Consider the following 19,238-nt stretch of genomic DNA (forward strand, 5'->3'; position numbering starts at 1 on the left):
CCTACTGGAATGTATAATGCCCTTGCTTGGAAAGTTGTTAAATCTGACAATGGAGAGAGTGAAAATCAAGCAATTTTGCTGAAAGGAAAAGCGGAAAAAGAGGGAAAAATCCTTGAATTTGCGATCGCTTTTAATAAAAATTTAGAATACTCTTGTGGTGAATTTGTTGGCGATGAACGTAAAGGAATTGTTAAGAATTCAAAAACAGCAAACGTCGAAACGACATTCCATTTCGATCATATTTTTGGCGATGCAGAAGCCCCTACCGATGATGCAATTAACACAGACTCGATTGGTTTCGATCCCTTTGTTCCTTTTGCTAAAGATGGCAAAATTACCGTCGATTTCGCTACACTAAAAGAAAACCTCGATCCGGCAACTTACCAAACTTTAGAAAAGGCGATCGCGGGATTAGGCCATGTTGGTGAAGGACATTGTAAAAAGATGAATAATGACTAATCAAACCTAAAAATTAGCATTTCTGATAACTTATGAAATATTGGCTTTTTTTATTAACAATAGCTTTATCGGGATTTGCTCTTCCTGCCTTTTCTCACGGTACTGATCTAAAATATCGTCTTGTTGAAGCCATGCAAATTCAAGCAGCTTATGATAGTGGTGAACCCATGAAAAATGCTCGAGTCACTGTCTATTCGCCGCAGGATTCCGAAACCCCTTGGTTAACCGGAAATACTGATGAAAATGGTTACTTTTTATTCGTTCCCGATCGCTCTCTTGTGGGAAATTGGGATATTAAAGTTCGCCAGTCCGGTCATGGCAAAATTACAACAATTCCCATTAGCGATCGGATAGAATCAGTTAATACACCGCAACAATGGTCATCTCAAGGCGTTTATAGTCCCCTACAAAAAGCAGTTATGGCTATTATGGGAGTTTGGGGATTTATTGGCACTGCTCTTTATTTTTCTGGTAAAAAAAGGACGAAAACTAATGCACGTACCTGATGGTTTATTACCGAATATTGTTTGTTTAAGCGGCTATGGATTAATGGGGGGATTAACTTGGTATTCTCTATGTCAAATTAAGCGCGATAAAAATTCTACTGAAAATATACCAAAAGCCTCGTTACTTACAGCAGCTTTTTTTGTAGCTTCTTTGATTCATATTCCTATTCCTCCCACCAGCGTTCATTTAGTTCTCTGCGGTTTAATGGGCGCTATTTTAGGGTATTATTCGTTTCCTGCTATTCTTATTGGCCTCTTTTTTCAAGCGATTATGTTTCAACATGGAGGCTTATCAACATTAGGAATAAATTCTCTTATTTTTGGATTGCCCGCGATCGCCTCGCATCATTTCTTTACTTTAGGGAAACAGTTAACCGGGGAAAATCCTGTGGGAAGAAAAATTCTCGCCTTTATAACCGGGTTTAGTGGGACAGCATTAGCGGCTTTATTATTTTCTGCGATCGTCGCTTTTAATATTCCTGCCGATCTCGATAGTCCCGTCGAAAAAGCCGCAATTTTAGCCTTCCTGATCGCTCATCTCTTTTTAGCGGCGATCGAAGGAGCTTTTATGGTTATGGTTATTTCTTTCTTAGAACGAGTTAAACCCGAATTATTACAAGGAAATGGGTAAAAGAAAATGCGATCGCGCGATCGTGTATAATTTAATCCATATAAATCAATCAATGTAATGTGAAAACTGACAGTATTTTCTATCAACTTTTTCAATCATTCCCCGATGTTGTCTTTGAACTCATCAATCTTCCCAGTGAAGCAGCAAACGCCTATCAATTTTCTTCCGTTGAAGTGAAGCAAACAGCTTTTCGTATTGATGGCGTGCTTTTACCCTCAACTCCTGAATTGCCGATCTATTTTGTTGAAGTGCAGTTTCAGCCAGATGCACAATTTTATACTCGTTTCTTTACAGAAATTTTTCTTTATTTATCCAAAACAGAATTAGCCAATAATTGGCGCGGTGTTATTATCTATCCGCGTCGGAGTGTTGACACGGGTTCGACGGAACGATATAAAGAACTTTTAAATTCTCGGCGAGTTTCTCGAATTTATTTGAACGAGTTGGCAGAGAACACCTCAATTGGTTTATCACTTTTACAATTAATCATTGCCGATGAAACCGAAGCTATTCCGCAAGGTCGAGAATTAATTGAACGGGCTAATTTAGAATTTGAGAATGCCAGACAGCAACAAAATGTTTTAAAATTAATAGAGACAATCCTAGTTTACAAATTACCCCGAAGTCGTCGGGAGGAGATAGAAGCTATGTTTAGTTTGAGCGATCTACGGGAAACGCGAGTTTATCAAGATGCCCTAGAAGAGGGACGTGCAGAAGGACGTGCAGAAGGACAAATCCTTGCAAAATTGGAATTAGTTCCTTTTTTGGTTAGTTTGGGGGTCAGTCCCGAAGAAATTGCACAAAGATTAGATTTGACAATAGAACAGGTCATTTCAATGAACAATGAACAATAGAGGAATTTACAATAACCTTTCCCTAATTTTCGGACTCCCTGCGATCGCATCATTTCTTTACTTTATATTACAAGGAAATGGGTAAAAGAAAATGCGATCGCAATCAATCATAAATATTTTTTCAGCAACACGGTTAATTTTTCCTTTGTCGCTACACTTACCTTATCTAAAGGGGTTAAAATTGCGTATTTTAAGGCAGAATGAGCATCCGATTGAGGAGGATTTTGACCGATTTGTTTTACAGTCTCTTGAATAACCTTTTGAGCATTGGCCGCATTGCGATGTAGATGCTCTATTATCATCTCAACAGTCACGCTATCATGGTCGGGATGCCAACAATCATAATCCGTTACCAAAGCAAGAGTTGCATAAGCAATTTCTGCTTCTCGTGCTAATTTTGCCTCCGTTAAATTGGTCATGCCAATAATACTCGCGTCCCAACTGCGATATAAATTAGATTCCGCTTTAGTGGAAAAAGCAGGACCTTCCATACAAACATAAGTCCCTCCACGGTGTAAATTTACATCGGGAAGTTCTAACTGCGCGATCGCCTGTCCTAAAACTGCAGCTAATTGCTTACAAATCGGATCGCCAAAAGTAATATGAGCAACAATTCCTTCGCCAAAAAATGTAGCGATGCGGTTTTTAGTGCGATCGATAAACTGATCGGGAATAACCATATCTAATGGTTTGATTTCTTCTTTTAAAGAACCCACTGCTGAAGCTGAAATTAAATATTCAACTCCTAATTGCTTCATCGCATGAATATTCGCACGAAAAGGCAGTTCAGAAGGAAGTAAATGATGAGCGCGCCCGTGTCGTGCTAAAAATGCGACGGGAATAGCATCCAATCTTCCCGTAATAATAGCATCGGAAGGATTCCCAAACGGCGTATCTAAAAATACCTCTTTGACATCTTGTAAAGCCTCCATTTTGTAGAGACCGCTTCCTCCAATAATGCCAATTTTAATATCTGCCATAATTTTTAGTTCCAATTTAAAGTAATAAGATTATTGTTCCTTTTCCTTTTTAAATTCCCACCATCGATTTAAAGGATAATAGATGACAGGAGCCCAAAGACTGCTAATCACGGCGGAAGATAGGGCAATACGCTGGTGTTCCGTCCAGACTAGAGCCACATCACGAAAGTTTTGCATACTGTACTGTGCTGCTGTAATCGTTTCGGAAATAATCGCTCCACCAAAAACAATCAAAGCAATGGAAATAAAATCTTCCTGAATATAACGCTTTTTGTCAATGAGAGCCGTCAAAACTCCCACAATAGTTAAACTCCAAATATGGGAAGGGTAAGAGATATCCTCCGCTTCTGTCGGAGTATTGACATCGACAGGAATGCTAATATCAATGCCATCCAGGACATCAATGCCATCTACAGCCGTCATGCCATCTTGAATTAAACCCAAGGTAATCCCCGCGATCGCGCCCTGTAAAGGAGTACGCTTTACACTCCAAACAACAACCCAGATCAGCAACCAATTCGGACGGATTCCCAATAATTCGGTCCCCGGTAATCGTGTCGGTAGGATAAGCAAACAAATTAACACTGAACCGACAATCACAATCCAATCAAAAATTTGTCGTAAGCGAGGAGAAACTTCAAAGATTTTGAACACAACTTTAAATTACCCGAATTTTTTAGAAAACAATGGCAGAATTCGCCCTTTATTTCTTGTCTCTTTTTTGTACTGAACTCCTTTATTCTAGTTTTTTATTTGTCTTTTAATTTACTTTTGAAGGGATGAATAATGACCCATTCTAAAAAATCAATAGGGGCAGTAAGAGCAACAATCACTTCAGGAGCAGGACTTTTCTCAAGATCGACGGATTCTACTTTACCGATAGGAATGCCAGGAAGAAATAAATAACTGGCTGGAGATGTAACAACTGCATCTCCCACCTTGACACTGGGTACCTTTTCGTAAAATACCATGGTTACTTTGTCGTCACCACCGCCTTGAATATAGCCCATGCCACCACTGCGAGATACTTTCACGCCTACTTTACTGGTGGGATCGCTAATTAACAGGACTCGACTGGTATTAGGAGTCACTTTAACGACACGGCCGACCAATCCCCCTGGAGCCGTGACGATGTAGCCCTCTTGAACGCCTTGATTACTGCCGCGACCGAGGAGAATTTGTTCCCACCAGTGATCGACACTTCGCCCGATAATGGGAGCAGAAATAGTAGGATGTGCGAAATCTTGCTTATGTTCGAGGAGTTTTTGTAATTTAGCATTTTGCCCCTTAACTTCCTCGAGGGTGGCTTCAAGCTCACTCACTTTCGCATCAGTCCATCGTTCTTCAGGAAGAGAGTTTCCGTGAAACGATCGCACAACCTGATAATAAATTTCTGCAACAACCGAACCTTGAGTACGACGGATAAATAAGGCTAGACCTAAAACTAGCCCTATAAATATCAATCGCGATCCGTAACGCTCCCACCAACGACGCATTGTAAACATTCTTATTTTGTGAATCCTTGTTGAGCGGTCTTTTGTTTGAGATAGAATAAGCCATTATAAATAATGGCCGACAGATAAACAATTGACCGAAAACAACCGGCCTAAATTTGCAGGCTAAATCGTCCGAGAACGACCGCTAAAGACTCGTTCGAGTTGCTTGAAGTTCTCCAAAACGCGACCGGTGCCCAAAACAACACAGCTTAAAGGATCGGCGGCGACGTGGGTGACAATTCCCGTTTCGTGACTGATGAGGGTGTCCAACCCTTTCAGTAATGCGCCACCTCCTGCCAGCATAATGCCGCGATCGATAATATCGGCGGCGAGTTCTGGGGGAGTGCGCTCTAAGGTGCGCTTGACGGCATCAACGATCACTGCGAGGGGTTCGCTCATGCTCTCGCGAACTTCTGGAGCCTTAATGGTCACGGTACGGGGTAAACCCGATAATAAGTGCAAGCCTCGGACTTCCATCGTAATCTCATCATCTTCGGGAGAGGGATAGGCAGAACCAATCCGAATTTTGATTTCTTCTGCTGTTCTTTCCCCAACCACGAGGTTGTGAACTTTTTTCATGTACTGGGTAATGGACTCGCTCAGTTCGTCTCCTGCGACGCGAACGGATTCGCTGAGGACGGTACCTTGCAAGCTGAGAACGGCAACTTCCGTTGTCCCACCCCCAATATCAATAATCATGTTTCCGGTGGGTTCGGCTACGGGAAGCCCTGCACCGATCGCCGCCGCTACGGGTTCGTCAATGAGATAAACATCCCTTGCGCCAGCTTGAGAAGCGGCTTCCATGACGGCTCGGCGTTCCACTCCGGTAACTCCACTGGGAATTCCGATGACGATACGAGGAGAAACAAGGGTTCGTCCTTCGTGAACTTGGCGGATAAAATGCTTGAGCATTAATTCCGCCGTGTCGAAGTCGGCAATCACACCATCCCGCAGGGGACGTAATGCAACGACGTTACCGGGGGTTCGCCCCAACATCTTCTTGGCATCTTCCCCCACTGCAAGAGGAATCTTCAAATCTTGATCGATGGCAACCACAGATGGTTCTTGCAGGACGATGCCTTTACCCGAGACATAAACCAAAGTATTTGCGGTACCGAGGTCGATACCCATGTCTCTCGATAATGTAAAGCGACTAAATATACCCACGCTTAATTTACGCCCCCAAAGTGCGACAGTTTGCCTTTATTGTGTCTTATTTTTTGAATGTTAATCCATTTTCGTTAATGGAATCGATGTGGATTTTATTATGTTTTCCCCGCCGCGTCTAGTCTAGGACTGATTTTCCCTGTTTTGAAAACGCTATCGGTTATCCCACAATTGATAATCTATTTCGAGCGATCGCCTTTCTGTCAGGAAAATTTTACATTTTTCTCTCGCGATCGCCTAGGGCGATCGGCTAAACTAGATACAAAATTGTCCAGAACCAATGTACTGAAAAATATCATGGGTTTAAATGTTGTTCATTTAGTCGGTCGTGCGGGACGAGATACAGAAATCAAGTATCTCGATAGTGCCAAGCAAGTTGCCAATGTTAGTATTGCCGTCAATCGCATCGGCCGCAATTCTCCCCCAGACTGGTTTAATTTAGAAATGTGGGGCAAGACGGCTGAAATTGCTGCTAATTATGTCAAAAAAGGCAGTTTGATTGGGATTGAAGGCTCGTTAAAGTTGGAAACTTGGGAAGATCGTACTAACCCTAATATTACCCGGTCAAAACCGGTAATCTTAGTCAATCGCCTGCATTTGCTGGGTTCAAAGCGAGACATCGACCCCAATGCCGTCAGCGATTACGATGATTGACCCTCCCCGCTATCAACTATCAACTATCAACTATCAACTACCTAATAGCGAATCTGTAAGGTAACTGAAGCACTCACGGTTTGTTCTCCTCCAATCACGGGAGACTCAGCTTGTGCTTCCTCTCTGCCAAACAAGATATTACCTCGGGTTAAAATGGGAGAAGCAGCTTGACCGATTTGGACACCCACCACTTCCTGGGGACTCAAATTCAAGGCATCGAGAACGATATCTGCTTGTTCGCGAGCATTTTGTGTTGCTTTGACTAAGGCTTGCTGTCGTGCGGCTTCAATGGTGTTTTCCTCTGCGGTAAAACTAACCCCATTAATGCGGGTTGCACCAGTACGGACTGCATCATCGATGATATCTCCGGCTCGCTCGGTCGCAACGCGAAAACTGACGGTATTTGAGCCAATATAGCCAATTAATACCGATTCCCCACCCCGATTGTTATAACGAGGGCTGAGGCTGATTCCGGTTGTCTGTAGCTGCTCTACATTGCGCGATCGCAGTAAAGCAACAAGGGCGGTTGTTCGCTTGGCGATTTCTTGTTGTGCTTGTGTTGCGGTTTCGCTTTGGATTTCAACCCCTAAATTGACTTGGGTTAAGGTTGTGGAAATTTTCTCAACCCCTGTTCCTGTGACGGTTAGGGTGCGTAATAACTGCTCTTGGGCTTGAGCGTCTAAGGGGACGAAAACACTAAAGAGGGCGAGGGAGAGGACGAGGCGCGATCGCCAACCCGAGGTAAACTTTACAATCATGATCAATTATTTTCCATCTAGACTTTTTCCTTATTGTCACACCGTTTCTCCTTCTTCGTTATCCGTTCCGTTTTTTGTAACAAAGACTTGTACAATAAGATTTGTGTATGCCTCGCAATTCAAGAAGATTCCCCCGACTCAAAATTGATGGGTATTATGCCCTTTAATTGGGTTAACCTTAATTGAGTTGTTCGATAATTCTCAGATTTTTGAACTTTTTTTAAATTTAGGAGCAGCCAATGGTAACGCTTAAAATCGTCGTTTCTCTAGTCATCACTTTTTTTGTTAGTCTTTTTGTTTTCGGTTTCTTATCTGGAGACCCCGCTCGGACTCCCAGCCGTCGTAACATGGAGTAAGGCGATCGCTTTACGATCGCTTGACTCCATCAGAGACTTTAAAGGGATGAGAATGTTCTCTCGTCCCTTTCTGTTGTCTGGGAATTTTCTCTGAAACCCTTAAAATTCAAGAATTTACAAGACTGAGGTTTGGCTTGTACACTAGCGATCGAGCCGATCTCTAATCGAGACAAAATGCCGCAATTCATTCCCCCTGTTCAACCTTCCCCCGCCACGGTTGCCCCGACGACTGTAGAAGTTGCCCAAACATCTCTTAAATCTCCCTCCGATCGCGGTATTGCCTTCCCAGAATTAGAGATTATTCCTCAAGAAGAACAATTTTCTCTGGGGGAAGTTTCCCCCCCACTCCCAGAAAATTTTGTACCAGAATTTGCCTTCCCCACACTTCTTGATTTCTCTGTTAATCCCTCTGTTGATTTCTCGTTTTCTTCCTCTCTTTCTTTGGCTTCCCCTTCTGTCAAGCCAATCCCATTGAGAACCCCGCTCCTCGAAAATTTAGAAAAGGATTTACAACAGTTTCGCCTAGCCAGTAAACCGCAACCCGAGGGCTGGGACGATGTACTGGAAACTGTGGAGAGGGAACATCAGCACAGGCAAACCACTCCTGAAGTTATAGAAACACCAATGGATCTAACTTCACCCTCCATGTTGACCCCGGAAATTCCTCCTCTTCCTACCTCAGACGAAACCGCCTCTGTTATCAGCAAAGAAACATTACCTGCACCCATTGACGCAACATTATTCGATCGCGCCGAGGCGATCGCCATTGCCGAAACCAGTCCCCCAGAACGTTTTGAGCCAGAAGAACTCACAAATTCGGCCAGCCTCGGACAGCCCATGTCTCTGGGTTATTTGCCCCAAATTGAGATTGTCAATTCTACTTTTCATTTTCCTGCACCGGATTCACTGACGGATGAGGCGATCGTCTTTACTGCCGATCTGCCTTCTTTTGCGGCGACGAATACCACCAGCGATCGCTCTGCCATTCGCTTGCATTGGTCAGGAGAGGAAATGGATGGCTTACAAAACGAGAAGCTCACTAATATTATTGTTCAGGAGCGAGGTGGAGAGGTGAGAGAATTTGATTTAGAAGCCCCTGCTTCTCCTGAAAATGATAATGAGATAAATGATAATCCAGATAGCGAAACCAGCCCCCCAGCCTCAGAAGAGCCAGAACCCGAGCCAAGAACCTCAACCCCTCCCACTGGACTCCTAGAAATTAATGCCGATCGCCAAGAATACGACGAAAATCAAAAAGTTGCCTATGCAGAAGGGGATGTTGAGGTGCGTTTTGCCCAATCCGTTGTTACCGCCGATCGCGTGCGGATAAATTTACCCAATCGCTTTATGAGAGCAGAAGGAAATGTGGCACTTAAACGCGGCGATCAGGTACTGCGGGGAGAAATTTTTGAGTATCAATTAGTACAAGATACCGGCACCATGCAACAAGCATGGGGGGAAATTTATCAACCCAGCACCGCCCGAGATTTTAATCCCTTCTCCGTCACCTCAGCCATTCCTAACGACATTATTCCCGATCGCCCTTTAAGCGATCGCCTCATTCAACAACAACCCATCCAAGACATCAGACAAGCAGAAGGGCTAGATTTTACCCTCGGCACCAGTGTGAGTTCTGCGGGTTTGCCTTTTCCCTCCAGTGGCACCCGAGGAGATGTGAAACAATTGCGATTTAACGCCGATTATGTAGAGTTCGATAGCGATGGCTGGAAAGCAACTAATGTGAGATTTACCAACGATCCTTTTTCTCCTCCCGAATTAGAAATTCGCGCCGACACCGCCGAATTTAATCGACTCAATCCCTTACAAGATGAGATTCTCACCACCAATTCCCGCGTTGTTTTCGACCAAGGTTTTTCTCTGCCCATTTTTCAGGATCGCATTCTCTTAGATCGTACTCCCGATCGCGATGGACTTTTTAGCATTGGTATTGACGACCAAGATCGCGGCGGACTCTTTATTGAGCGAGGCTTTGGCATTATCCAAACCCCCCATCTGCGCTGGTCGGTTTCCCCTCAATATTTACTGCAAAGAGCCGCATTAGAAGAAGGATTTTTCTCCCCCAAATCTTTTGGCCTGCGAACAGATTTAACCGCCGATTTTGACCGACGCACCCAACTGAAAATTTTTGGCAGTCTCAGCAGTTTGGATTTAAGCCAGATTGAAGATAATTTGCGCGGTAATATTAGCTTGGAACATCGGATCGGCGATTTGGGACGACCTCATCTTTTAACAGGGGAATTTAATTATCGCGATCGCCTCTTTAACGGTTCTTTAGGATTTCAAACAGTACAAACCAGTTATGGCGCGGTTTTAACTTCCCCACAACTGGTTTTAGGCGATACCAATATCAATCTCCGCTATCAAGCTGGGATTCAAGTGATTGAAGCCGACACCGATCGCGCCGATTTACTAGCAGCCGATCGCGAGAACAACCGCATTACCTTAGTGCGCTATCAAGGGGCTGCGAACCTAGAATACAATCTTAATCTCTGGCAAGGCAAAACCCTCCCTGCTACCCCCGAGGAAGGAATGCGCTATACTCCTGTCCCCCTACGCCCTTTTGTGCAGTTAAACACCGCAGTAACGGCAGTTTCTGGGTTATACAGCAATGGCGATACGCAACAATCCATTCAAGGAACCATTGGCTTACAGGGGCAATTCGGGCATTTTTCCGATGATTTCTTCGATTATACGGGATGGCGCATTGCTTACTCTCAAGCGGCGATCGCCAATCTGTCTCCTTTCCTCTTCGATCGCATTGCCGATCGGCGCGTTTTATCTTATGGTGTTACCCAGCAAATTTACGGACCTTTTCGCATTGGTTTTCAAAGTTCTCTTAATTTAGATACAGGGCGGGAAATTAGCACCGATTACATTCTCGAATATAGTCGCCGCACTTATACAATTGAACTTCGCTACAATCCTGTTTTTGAATTAGGTGCTATACGAATTCGTATTGGCGATTTTACCTGGAGCGGGTATTCTGAACCTTTTGGGGGTAGTGGCGTGCGTCCAGTGGTTCAAGGTTTAACACGGTAGTCCTAAATCCCTCATTTAACAACTAACAATTATGAAATTCGGTATTATTGTTTTCCCTGGCTCTAATTGCGATCGCGACGTGGCTTATGTTACGAGGGACATCTTGCAACAACCTACCCGCATGGTTTGGCATCAAGAAACAGATATTGGCGATCTTGATGTGGTCATTATTCCGGGAGGATTTAGTTATGGCGACTATTTACGATGCGGGGCGATCGCCCGTTTTTCTCCTGTGATTAACAGTGTTTTAGAACACGCCAAAAAAGGAAAATATATCCTCGGTATTTGTAATGGATTTCAAGTTTTAACAGAGGTGGGACTTCTCCCCGGTGCCTTAATTCGCAATCGCAATTTGCATTTTATCTGCGATCGCATTCCTCTCAAAGTTGAACGCACGGATCTACCTTGGACCCAAAATTATACTGACCAAACTGTGGTTAATATTCCCATTGCTCACGGAGAGGGACGTTATTATGCTGAACCTAAAACCCTGAAAAAGTTAGAAAATAACAAACAAGTTCTCTTTCGTTACTCGAGTGCTTTGGGACATACCAGCAAAGAATATAATCCCAATGGTTCTCTACATAATATTGCGGGAATTATGAACGAAAAAGGGAATATTTTAGGGATGATGCCTCATCCAGAACGAGCTTCAGATACGGTTTTAGGTGCAACAGATGGGATTCATTTATTCAAAGGATTATTAACAGGAATTACCCATTAGTCTCGGAAATATCCCCACAATGCCCAGAAGCGATCGCCTCCAAGCCACTTTAATTGGCACTACAGCAATTTTAATGTGGTCAACCCTTGCTCTTTTGACTGCCTTAAGTGGCAATATACCCCCTTTTCAACTCACCGCAATGTCCTTTACGATCGCCTTTGCGATCGGGGTAATCTTTTGGCTCAAACAAAGGATTAATATTATTTCGGCGTTACACCTCCCCCTAAAAGTTTGGGGATTAGGTGTTTCGGGATTATTTGGCTATCATTGTTTTTATTTTATTGCCCTGCAAAATGCGCCCACGGTTGATGCCAATTTGATTAACTATTTGTGGCCAGTTCTGATTGTTTTATTTTCAGCATTATTACCAGGCGAAAAACTCAAATGGTTTCACATTGTTGGGGCGATCGCCGGGTTCGCTGGGGCAGCATTATTGGTAATGAAAGGAAAATCCTTCTCTTTTGAATCTCAATACGCGATCGGGTATTTAGCAGCGTTGATTTGTGCTTTTACTTGGTCGGGTTATTCAGTATTATCGCGATTTTTTGGTTCGATTCCCACCCATAGCGTCGGTGGATTTTGCGGGGTGACGGCGATTTTAGCAGGGATTTGTCACGGACTTTTTGAACCAACAGTTTTACCTATTGGTAGGGAATGGTTGGCAATTCTCGGCTTGGGTTTAGGTCCTGTAGGATTAGCATTTTTTACTTGGGATTATGGAGTCAAAAAGGGGAATATTAAGGTATTGGGGGCATTATCTTACAGCGTACCTTTACTCTCAACTGTGCTGTTAATTTTGTTCGGTTTGGCGGAACCAAGTTCATCAATTATTCTTGCTTGTTTGCTCATTGTTGGAGGTGCAGTTTTGGCCGCGAAAGACTATTTTTGAGGGACTATCGCATCTCATGAATTTTCAGAAAATTTGTACCTTTATGTTTTTGAATGGGACTCCCTCCTAAAATGAGAATTTTATCTCCAGAAATAGCTAACTTGCGATCGCGCAATGTAGCTTCAATGCGATAAATTAAAACATCCAACGAGTCCACCTGACCCTCGATAAACATGGGCGCAACGCCCCAAATTAAAGCCATGCGATGATAAAGAGAATAATTGTTAGTAAAGGCAACAATGGGGGCGCGGGGGCGTTCTGCGGCGGCTAAATTAACGGTATATCCAGTGGTGGTAAAGGCGGCGATCCAGCGCAAATCGAGAACTTTATCGATGGTATTCAAGGCTTCCGTGAGGGCGTGGGTAGCGCTAGATACTTCCGGTGGGAGATTGAGAAACTCGAGTCCTGGTTCTACTTCTGTGGCAATACTGGCCAGCATTTCCACGGCTAAAATGGGATATTTCCCCACCGCAGATTCTCCGGAAAGCATGACTGCATCGGTACCGTCAATGATGGCATTGGCTACATCACTCGCTTCGGCACGAGTAGGACGGGCGTTCTCGATCATGCTTTCTAGCATTTGAGTTGCGGTAATGACGGGGATACCGTGTTGATTGCAAGCACGAATTATTTTTTTCTGTAACATGGGGACTTTTTGAGGATTCATTTCTACCCCCAAATCTCCCCTTGCCACCATAATGCCATCGCAGGATTTGATAATTTCATCAAGGTGGGCGATCGCCTGGGGTTTTTCGATTTTTGCCAATACGGGAACATCACTTGCATCTCGATCTTTGAGAAATTCTTTGATGGTATAGATGTCATTGATTTCTCGAACAAAACTCAATGCGACCAGATCAACCCCTTGAGAAAGACCGAATTCGAGGTCTTGCTTATCTTTCTCTGTCATGGAAGGGAGACGGAGATTGAGATCGGGAATGTTGACCCCTTTACGACTTTTGAGAAGACCTCCCCGCACAACTTGACAGGTTACACCCCAGTCCATCACCTCGACGATCGCCGCTTCTAAGCGACCGTCATCAAATAAAATATGAATCCCTACTTCTGCTTCCTCGGGGAGATGGGGATAGTCTATGGGGATGCGATCGGGTTCGTTGTTGTAGCGATCGCCAGCAATAAGGATAAAATTTGCCCCTTTTTCTAACCACGTTTCACCGTTGGGGAGTTGACCAACCCGTACTTTAGGACCCTGTAAGTCTTGTAAGAGGGCGATGGGGGTATCCAGTTCTTGAGATGCTTCTCGCAATAGTTTAACGGTGTGAGCGTGATCTTCGTGACTGCCGTGGGAAAAATTGAGTCTTGCTACAGACATTCCCGCTTTCACCATTGCCCGGATCGTTTCTGGAGAATTACTGGCAGGTCCGATTGTAGCGACGATTTTGGTGCGGTGAGGATGAATAGACATAATAATTCTGGGGAATGGGACAAAATAGAAGATAACAATCTTTTGCGTCTATTTTTACCGTGACAAACTCGGGCAGAAATCATTGTTTGCTAGAACACTAAAACCTGTTTATGTTCTTAAATAAATCTTGAGACTTTACGCAAGATACTGCTCAAAAGCTAATCCTTCTTTTTTCCTTTCCTGAAATTCAGCCTTTTCTGGTTAAAGTATCTTCATTAAAATTCTCGCTATATTCCAAGCATCATCGTGACCGCGATGGTGAGTTCCTTCTAAAGGAAGATCGAGCATTTCTAATGCCCGTGCCATGCCAACTTCTCTTGGCAAACTCTTCGCGATCGCCAACAATGTTTTAACATTCAAATGACGCACCCCAAAAGGATAGCGCAGTCCTCGTGCCTGACACTGTTTTGCAAACATCCGGCGATCGTAGTCCCCATAACTCGCCCAAACTCTCTTCTCAGATAAGTATTGTTTTCGCAAATGCAAACAAGCATCGGCGAAAGATATTCCTGTATCGACTTGTTCTTGAGTGAGGGTTGTTAATTCCGTACAAAACTCGCTCACTGTGGAACATTGCGGTTTAACTAAAATACTCACTTTGTCTTCAATTGTCCGTGTTGTTAAATCAATGGGTGCTATGCCAATTTCAATAATTTCGTTTTCTTGTTCCGGTGGGGGACCTTTTTTCCAGCAAGTTGCTTCAATATCAATGACTAGAAGGCGATCGAGTTTAACCATTTTGCGGGTATGGGAGATTGAGAATATTTCGTATTATACCGTAATACAAAAAACAGAAAGCGCGATCGCACAAATTCTGTTATCTCTGTCACCTCAATAGCTGCGCGATCGCACAAAAAAGTTAAACTCGCGATCGTTTCCCCTTCAAAGGAAAACGGAGATGATGGAAATATAGAGAGCGACCATCCTTTTTTAATATTTCAATAGAGTTTCATGAATTTAACAAAACCTTTGATTTCAACCTGTCGCAACTGTCGTTTTTACTCCCCTGAAGGAAGACGAGGAGGAACCTGTCAACAATTGAATGTTACAGTGCAAGGCTGTTGGCAAGCGTGCAGTTTAGCCGCACATCCTTTTGCTAATTTAACATGGAAAAAATGGGATTCTCGTGTTCTTCGCCTCGAACATTCGTTCTCATTAGAAGATTCCCAAGAAAAAGTAGAATCTCTCTAAAATTTAGGCGATCGCATTTACAAACTTTGTAATTTATCAATCGTTTTCATAGCGATATCAATGTCTGAGGCGATCGTCAGTCCAAGTATATCTTCTTCTCCTGACGAACTTTCCGGATCGATAACAACTTTCAAACTGAGAGAAGCATCGGGCATCATGTCCATTTCGATAAAAATCAAACTTTCAAGGTAGAAAAGGGTTAGCGGCTAAAACAGGAAAAGCTAACTTTGATGTTGTTGATGCTTGCTTATTAATAATAGCTTTATCAGAAAAATCGATGGATCAATCTGCTGTAGTTTATTCTACAATTCTTGATGGTCGTAAAAGTTCAATTTATAAAAATAAACCAAAATTTTCGATCTTTGGAATTGGTCAATACAGTTTTTCTCAATGGAAGGTTGCAATTTCAGGTTTATACAAAAATCTTAATTTTTCTCTTGTTCCTCCCCGCGATCGTAAGCCCACAATGGTTGATGATACTTGTTACTTTATACCTTTTGATTCGCGATTGGAAGCAGAATATTGGGTCGATCGTCTGAATTCTGAAGAATGTCAAGAGTTTCTCAAATCGTTAATCTTTTTTGATGCCAAGCGTGTCGTTAATGTTGATATATTAATGAGAATTAATTTAGAAAAACTGAGAAATTTAGGCTAGTTGTGCGATCGAAGAGATTGTAGAAAAGTATCGCGATAAAAATTAGGATTCGATCGCGATCGCCTCGGCCTCAACTTCCACCAACAGATAGCGATCGCCAAGATAAACACAAAATTAAAAGCGATCTTTCCAAATTGTTTCTAAACGTTGATCTCCTACTGTAATGCCATCACAATCAACGCTTTTTCTTCCCAATTGGGTTGGAAGACCTTGCCAAGTTGGATTTTTTCCTGTTGTTGTTTTTGATTGGCAAGAAGCTGCGATCGGAACAAGCTCACCATCAACTAAAGTTACACTAACAATCATAAGATAAGCAATTTTTCGCTTTACTCGTGGTGTGGCCAAAATATTAATAATAGTAGGTCTATCTTCTGGCGTTCCAATAATTTCATACTTGTAGCTTTCAGTTTGTGAGGGAATATCTGTATCTAATTGGACAAGATTAGTAGTAAAGTATTTGTTCTTTTTATAAAAATTTTGTTGGGCTTGATTAATAACTCCCGTACTCCATTGACCTTCAGGATAAACCCATTTATTAATAAAATTCAAAGGCTGATCTCCTATTGTAATACCATCACAGTTAAGAGTTTTTTCATCGATTTCAGTGGGAAGATTGCCCCAAGTTAGATTTTGATCCATTAGTTGTTGTGATTCACAAACAATACTAATAAAAACAATATCCCCATCTATTGCAGTCTTACCAACAATTCCTAGATTGGCTTTTAGTCCACGGTGTAATGGTGTAGCTAAATTATTAATAATTATCGGTCGATCTTCTGGTTTTCCAGCAATTTCATACTTGTAGTTCACAGTTTTTGGTAAAAGTCCTAAACCGATTAAACCTAGCTGAGTTATATCTGTGGCATAGTACTGATTCTCTAGATAAAAAGCCTGTTGAGCGCGATTCATTGCTCCTACATTATTACGAGATTCAGATATACGAGTACGAGAATGTCCCCTCCTTCCTAAAAATTGAGGAAGTATTAATACAATAAACAACCCACAAACGATCGCAATGACTAACAAAATAAACCAAACAGAACCATTTTCGCGATCGCACCGACTTTTGAGATATTGTAGAAATTTAATTGGAAACTCTGATTTCATCAAATTTTCTCCTCTTGCTCTCATTTATCTATTTTCAGCGAGAGAAAAACAAGACATTAAAAATATATTCCTAGGGAAAAGAAAGTTGCTCCTTTATTAAGTTTGTTTGTCTCTTGTGCTTAAAATTAACTTACCCAGATTTTCAATTTTCCTGTCATTTCTACCAAAATTTATTGTATAATCTCTCTTAAAAGCAAAAAATTAAGACTCGATCGCGATCGCCTCGGCCTCAACTTCCACCAACATATTAGGATCGACCAAGCGACTCACCTCAACCATTGTAGAAGCAGGGCGAATTTCTGCAAAAAACTCCCCATGCGCCCGTCCGATCGCCTCCCAGTTGTCAATATTAGTAACATACATTCGCGTTCTGACGACATCCTGAAGACTAACTCCTGCTTGTTGCAAAGCTGTTTTGATATTGTTCAGGGTTTGCACGGTTTGCGCGTAGGGATCGCTAATACCCACGATATTGCTATCTTCATCCGTCGCCGTTGTTCCAGAAACATACACCATATTTCCCACGCGAACCGCCCGAGAATAACCTACAATTGATTCCCAAGGTCGTCCGCTACTAATATTTTGTCTTTTCATGTTCTTTATTGTTGGTTTATCCGCTACCGATCATCCATTCCACTGTACCAATTGTACGAGTTTTTGTCGTAAAGTTTCTAAGCCAATGCGATCGCTGGCGGCAATAAATAAGGCTTGGGGATGTTCTTCTTTTGCTCTTTCTAAAGCATGGCTTTCAACCCGATCCAACTTATTAAAAACTAACAGAATTGGACCCGGTGTTGAAGGCATTTCTGACAAAATTTTCATTACCGATCGAATCTGATTTTCCCATGCGGGATGAGAAAGATCGACCAAATGTAAGAGTGCATCGGCTTCCGTTACTTCCTCCAATGTCGCCCGAAACGCATTCACTAAAGCGGGAGGAAGTTCGTGAATAAATCCTACTGTATCAGTTAGCAATAAGTTAAACGGTTTTCCTGTTTCGGGATGGTTAACCGCTAAACGTCGTGTAGTAGGATCGAGGGTGGCAAATAAGCGATCCTCTGCATAGACCTCTGCATTAGTCATGGCATTCAATAAAGTCGATTTTCCTGCATTAGTGTAGCCGACGATCGCCACGCTAGGAACGTCTTTATCTTGGCGTTTTTGGCGCAGGCGCGATCGGTGTGCTTGTAACTCATTTACCTCTTTTTGTAAGCGTGTCAAGCGTTGTTGAATGGTACGCCGTTCGGTTTCTAACTTAGTTTCACCGGGTCCTCTCGTACCTATTCCTCCTCCTAAACGAGACATGGCTAAACCTCGACCTGTTAAACGAGGTAACATATATTCCAACTGCGCTAACTCGACTTGCAATTTCCCGGCGCGAGATTGGGCGCGTTGAGCGAAAATATCTAAGATTACTTCCGTGCGATCGACCACCCTAACCCCAATTTGCCGTTCGAGGTTGCGGGTTTGGGCGGGGGAAAGGTCGCGATCGAAGACAACTAAATTAGCCCCCATTGTCTGTGCGGCTAGGGCAATATCCTCAACTTTTCCCGCCCCGACAACGGTTTGGGGATGGGGTTGGGTGCGTTTTTGGGAGAGAACTTGCAGCACTTCTCCTCCTGCGGTATCCACTAAGCGCTCTAATTCTGCGATACCATCGGCAAAGGCGCGATCGCTCATTTTTTGCGTTTGTAGCCCGATAATGGCGACGCGATCGCGATCTGCGTCAACATCTAGGGCAATATACTCTCGGCGAAATTCTTCTTCAAGTCCCTCAACTAAATCGAGAAAATTTTGCTGGGTTAAAACATCGAGACTTAAAGGAGGAGAAAGCTGCCAGTAAATCGGCTCGCTGTCATTGCGATCGGGGCGATCGCTTTGAGGGATAAGATGGGCGTAATACGTTTCTTTCACATACCCTGTAGCCCCGCCACCCCGTCGTTCAAACCCCGATCCGGTTAAGTTTATGACCACCAAAGCATCTAAACGCTGCATGGCCATAGCTGTCAAACTGGCAGTATGGGGAGACTCGTACTTTAAGTTAGTGGCAATACAGCGAATACCACACAAACGTTCCGCACCATAACGAGGAAGTTCGAGTAGGGGAATTTGGGTTTCGCGGGGGGTTCCCACTCCCACTCGCATCACTTGCCCTCGACGGTTAATATAGGCACAGATATTTTCTTGAATTTCTGTACTAATTGCCGCGAGACGTTGGGCAAATTCGGGAGTTGTCAAGCAGTCTTGAGGTAAGCGTTGTTGATAAAGACGCTTAAGCTGCTTGGTTTGACTGGTTTTGAGTCCTTTTAGATTGCCTTAGATGGT

20 protein-coding genes and 2 pseudogenes are annotated in these 19,238 nt (G+C 43.2%); 11 read left to right on the top strand and 11 right to left on the bottom strand.

Annotation, left to right across the window (positions count from 1 at the left end):
- The 4 genes and pseudogenes from VB714_RS10760 to VB714_RS10775 form a co-directional block, all read left to right on the top strand.
- Nucleotides 1–459: pseudogene (locus tag VB714_RS10760) on the top strand (DUF4382 domain-containing protein); the annotation flags it as partial.
- A gap of 32 nt (nt 460–491) precedes the next feature.
- A complete protein-coding gene (locus VB714_RS10765; RefSeq protein WP_323223944.1) occupies nt 492–965 on the top strand; it encodes a carboxypeptidase-like regulatory domain-containing protein in 474 nt (157 codons plus the stop codon).
- Nucleotides 952–1,596: a cobalt transporter CbiM gene (gene cbiM, locus VB714_RS10770; protein ID WP_323223946.1), complete on the top strand. Its 645-nt coding sequence runs from the start codon at nt 952–954 to the stop codon at nt 1,594–1,596. The genes VB714_RS10765 and cbiM overlap by 14 nt, the downstream gene beginning before the upstream one ends.
- Before the next feature lie 59 nt (nt 1,597–1,655).
- Nucleotides 1,656–2,450: an Rpn family recombination-promoting nuclease/putative transposase gene (locus VB714_RS10775; RefSeq protein WP_323223948.1), complete on the top strand. Its 795-nt coding sequence runs from the start codon at nt 1,656–1,658 to the stop codon at nt 2,448–2,450.
- A gap of 107 nt (nt 2,451–2,557) precedes the next feature.
- Here VB714_RS10775 and VB714_RS10780 read toward each other — a convergent pair whose 3' ends face one another.
- The 4 genes from VB714_RS10780 to VB714_RS10795 form a co-directional block, all read right to left on the bottom strand.
- Nucleotides 2,558–3,430: an S-methyl-5'-thioadenosine phosphorylase gene (locus VB714_RS10780; RefSeq protein ID WP_323223950.1), complete on the bottom strand. Its 873-nt coding sequence runs from the start codon at nt 3,428–3,430 to the stop codon at nt 2,558–2,560.
- A 30-nt stretch (nt 3,431–3,460) separates the two neighbouring features.
- A complete protein-coding gene (gene mreD / locus VB714_RS10785) occupies nt 3,461–4,084 on the bottom strand; it encodes a rod shape-determining protein MreD (RefSeq protein WP_323223952.1) in 624 nt (207 codons plus the stop codon).
- A gap of 95 nt (nt 4,085–4,179) precedes the next feature.
- Entirely contained in the window at nt 4,180–4,935 is a 756-nt protein-coding gene (gene mreC / locus VB714_RS10790; RefSeq protein ID WP_323223954.1) for a rod shape-determining protein MreC, read from the bottom strand.
- Between the two features lie 114 nt (nt 4,936–5,049).
- The gene (locus VB714_RS10795; protein ID WP_204103848.1) at nt 5,050–6,057 is read right to left on the bottom strand and encodes a rod shape-determining protein; all 1,008 of its coding nucleotides are present in this window, start codon (nt 6,055–6,057) and stop codon (nt 5,050–5,052) included.
- 333 nt (nt 6,058–6,390) lie between these two features.
- On the opposite strand from VB714_RS10795, the gene VB714_RS10800 reads away from it, so the two are divergent.
- Nucleotides 6,391–6,747: a single-stranded DNA-binding protein gene (locus VB714_RS10800; RefSeq protein WP_416309651.1), complete on the top strand. Its 357-nt coding sequence runs from the start codon at nt 6,391–6,393 to the stop codon at nt 6,745–6,747.
- A 41-nt stretch (nt 6,748–6,788) separates the two neighbouring features.
- Here VB714_RS10800 and VB714_RS10805 read toward each other — a convergent pair whose 3' ends face one another.
- Nucleotides 6,789–7,505, bottom strand: coding sequence for an SIMPL domain-containing protein (locus VB714_RS10805; protein ID WP_323223960.1), 717 nt, complete (start codon nt 7,503–7,505; stop codon nt 6,789–6,791).
- Between the two features lie 239 nt (nt 7,506–7,744).
- Here VB714_RS10805 and VB714_RS10810 point away from each other — a divergent pair, with 239 nt between their 5' ends.
- The 4 genes from VB714_RS10810 (at nt 7,745) to VB714_RS10825 (ending at nt 12,534) form a co-directional block, all read left to right on the top strand.
- Nucleotides 7,745–7,861 carry a photosystem II reaction center protein I gene (locus VB714_RS10810; protein ID WP_204105896.1) on the top strand — a complete coding sequence of 39 codons (117 nt, stop codon included), beginning with the start codon at nt 7,745–7,747 and terminating at the stop codon, nt 7,859–7,861.
- A gap of 129 nt (nt 7,862–7,990) precedes the next feature.
- Complete coding sequence (locus tag VB714_RS10815; protein ID WP_323223962.1) at nt 7,991–10,921, top strand: DUF3769 domain-containing protein; 2,931 nt, start codon at nt 7,991–7,993, stop codon at nt 10,919–10,921.
- Nucleotides 10,922–10,952: 31 nt separating this feature from the next.
- Nucleotides 10,953–11,645: a phosphoribosylformylglycinamidine synthase subunit PurQ gene (purQ, locus tag VB714_RS10820; protein ID WP_323223963.1), complete on the top strand. Its 693-nt coding sequence runs from the start codon at nt 10,953–10,955 to the stop codon at nt 11,643–11,645.
- A 19-nt stretch (nt 11,646–11,664) separates the two neighbouring features.
- Nucleotides 11,665–12,534, top strand: a complete 870-nt coding sequence (locus tag VB714_RS10825) for a DMT family transporter (protein ID WP_323223965.1) — start codon at nt 11,665–11,667, stop codon at nt 12,532–12,534.
- A gap of 4 nt (nt 12,535–12,538) precedes the next feature.
- On the opposite strand, the gene pyk is transcribed toward VB714_RS10825, so the two are convergent.
- Both pyk and VB714_RS10835 read right to left on the bottom strand, forming a co-directional pair.
- Nucleotides 12,539–13,960 carry a pyruvate kinase gene (gene pyk, locus VB714_RS10830; RefSeq protein ID WP_323223967.1) on the bottom strand — a complete coding sequence of 474 codons (1,422 nt, stop codon included), beginning with the start codon at nt 13,958–13,960 and terminating at the stop codon, nt 12,539–12,541.
- Between the two features lie 201 nt (nt 13,961–14,161).
- Nucleotides 14,162–14,698 (bottom strand): 3'-5' exonuclease, encoded by a 537-nt coding sequence (locus tag VB714_RS10835; RefSeq protein ID WP_323223969.1) that lies wholly within the window; start codon nt 14,696–14,698, stop codon nt 14,162–14,164.
- A 213-nt stretch (nt 14,699–14,911) separates the two neighbouring features.
- Here VB714_RS10835 and VB714_RS10840 point away from each other — a divergent pair, with 213 nt between their 5' ends.
- Entirely contained in the window at nt 14,912–15,151 is a 240-nt protein-coding gene (locus tag VB714_RS10840) for a hypothetical protein (protein WP_323223971.1), read from the top strand.
- A gap of 17 nt (nt 15,152–15,168) precedes the next feature.
- Here VB714_RS10840 and VB714_RS10845 read toward each other — a convergent pair whose 3' ends face one another.
- Entirely contained in the window at nt 15,169–15,330 is a 162-nt protein-coding gene (locus VB714_RS10845) for a hypothetical protein (RefSeq protein ID WP_323223973.1), read from the bottom strand.
- A gap of 98 nt (nt 15,331–15,428) precedes the next feature.
- On the opposite strand from VB714_RS10845, the gene VB714_RS10850 reads away from it, so the two are divergent.
- The gene (locus VB714_RS10850) at nt 15,429–15,806 is read left to right on the top strand and encodes a hypothetical protein (RefSeq protein WP_323223975.1); all 378 of its coding nucleotides are present in this window, start codon (nt 15,429–15,431) and stop codon (nt 15,804–15,806) included.
- A gap of 114 nt (nt 15,807–15,920) precedes the next feature.
- Here VB714_RS10850 and VB714_RS10855 read toward each other — a convergent pair whose 3' ends face one another.
- The 3 genes and pseudogenes from VB714_RS10855 to hflX form a co-directional block, all read right to left on the bottom strand.
- Nucleotides 15,921–16,913 carry a type IV pilin-like G/H family protein gene (locus VB714_RS10855; protein ID WP_204105746.1) on the bottom strand — a complete coding sequence of 331 codons (993 nt, stop codon included), beginning with the start codon at nt 16,911–16,913 and terminating at the stop codon, nt 15,921–15,923.
- Nucleotides 16,914–17,114: 201 nt separating this feature from the next.
- Nucleotides 17,115–17,507, bottom strand: a complete 393-nt coding sequence (locus tag VB714_RS10860; protein WP_323223978.1) for a RidA family protein — start codon at nt 17,505–17,507, stop codon at nt 17,115–17,117.
- A 30-nt stretch (nt 17,508–17,537) separates the two neighbouring features.
- Nucleotides 17,538–19,229, bottom strand: a pseudogene (gene hflX, locus VB714_RS10865) (GTPase HflX); the annotation flags it as partial.
- Nucleotides 19,230–19,238 lie beyond the last annotated feature (9 nt).

Source organism: Spirulina sp. 06S082 (assembly GCF_034932145.1).
Taxonomy (GTDB): domain Bacteria; phylum Cyanobacteriota; class Cyanobacteriia; order Cyanobacteriales; family Spirulinaceae; genus CCY15215.

Coding starts and splice junctions, on each gene's coding strand:
- VB714_RS10780 (WP_323223950.1), bottom strand. CDS start 3,430: ATGGCAGATATTAAAATTGGCATTATTGGAGGAAGCGGTCTCTACAAA.
- mreC (WP_323223954.1), bottom strand. CDS start 4,935: ATGTTTACAATGCGTCGTTGGTGGGAGCGTTACGGATCGCGATTGATA.
- pyk (WP_323223967.1), bottom strand. CDS start 13,960: ATGTCTATTCATCCTCACCGCACCAAAATCGTCGCTACAATCGGACCT.
- VB714_RS10850 (WP_323223975.1), top strand. CDS start 15,429: ATGGATCAATCTGCTGTAGTTTATTCTACAATTCTTGATGGTCGTAAA.
- VB714_RS10855 (WP_204105746.1), bottom strand. CDS start 16,913: ATGAAATCAGAGTTTCCAATTAAATTTCTACAATATCTCAAAAGTCGG.
- VB714_RS10800 (WP_416309651.1), top strand. CDS start 6,391: ATGGGTTTAAATGTTGTTCATTTAGTCGGTCGTGCGGGACGAGATACA.
- VB714_RS10805 (WP_323223960.1), bottom strand. CDS start 7,505: ATGATTGTAAAGTTTACCTCGGGTTGGCGATCGCGCCTCGTCCTCTCC.
- VB714_RS10825 (WP_323223965.1), top strand. CDS start 11,665: ATGCCCAGAAGCGATCGCCTCCAAGCCACTTTAATTGGCACTACAGCA.
- cbiM (WP_323223946.1), top strand. CDS start 952: ATGCACGTACCTGATGGTTTATTACCGAATATTGTTTGTTTAAGCGGC.
- VB714_RS10860 (WP_323223978.1), bottom strand. CDS start 17,507: ATGAAAAGACAAAATATTAGTAGCGGACGACCTTGGGAATCAATTGTA.
- VB714_RS10840 (WP_323223971.1), top strand. CDS start 14,912: ATGAATTTAACAAAACCTTTGATTTCAACCTGTCGCAACTGTCGTTTT.
- VB714_RS10835 (WP_323223969.1), bottom strand. CDS start 14,698: ATGGTTAAACTCGATCGCCTTCTAGTCATTGATATTGAAGCAACTTGC.
- purQ (WP_323223963.1), top strand. CDS start 10,953: ATGAAATTCGGTATTATTGTTTTCCCTGGCTCTAATTGCGATCGCGAC.
- VB714_RS10765 (WP_323223944.1), top strand. CDS start 492: ATGAAATATTGGCTTTTTTTATTAACAATAGCTTTATCGGGATTTGCT.
- VB714_RS10795 (WP_204103848.1), bottom strand. CDS start 6,057: ATGGGTATCGACCTCGGTACCGCAAATACTTTGGTTTATGTCTCGGGT.
- VB714_RS10810 (WP_204105896.1), top strand. CDS start 7,745: ATGGTAACGCTTAAAATCGTCGTTTCTCTAGTCATCACTTTTTTTGTT.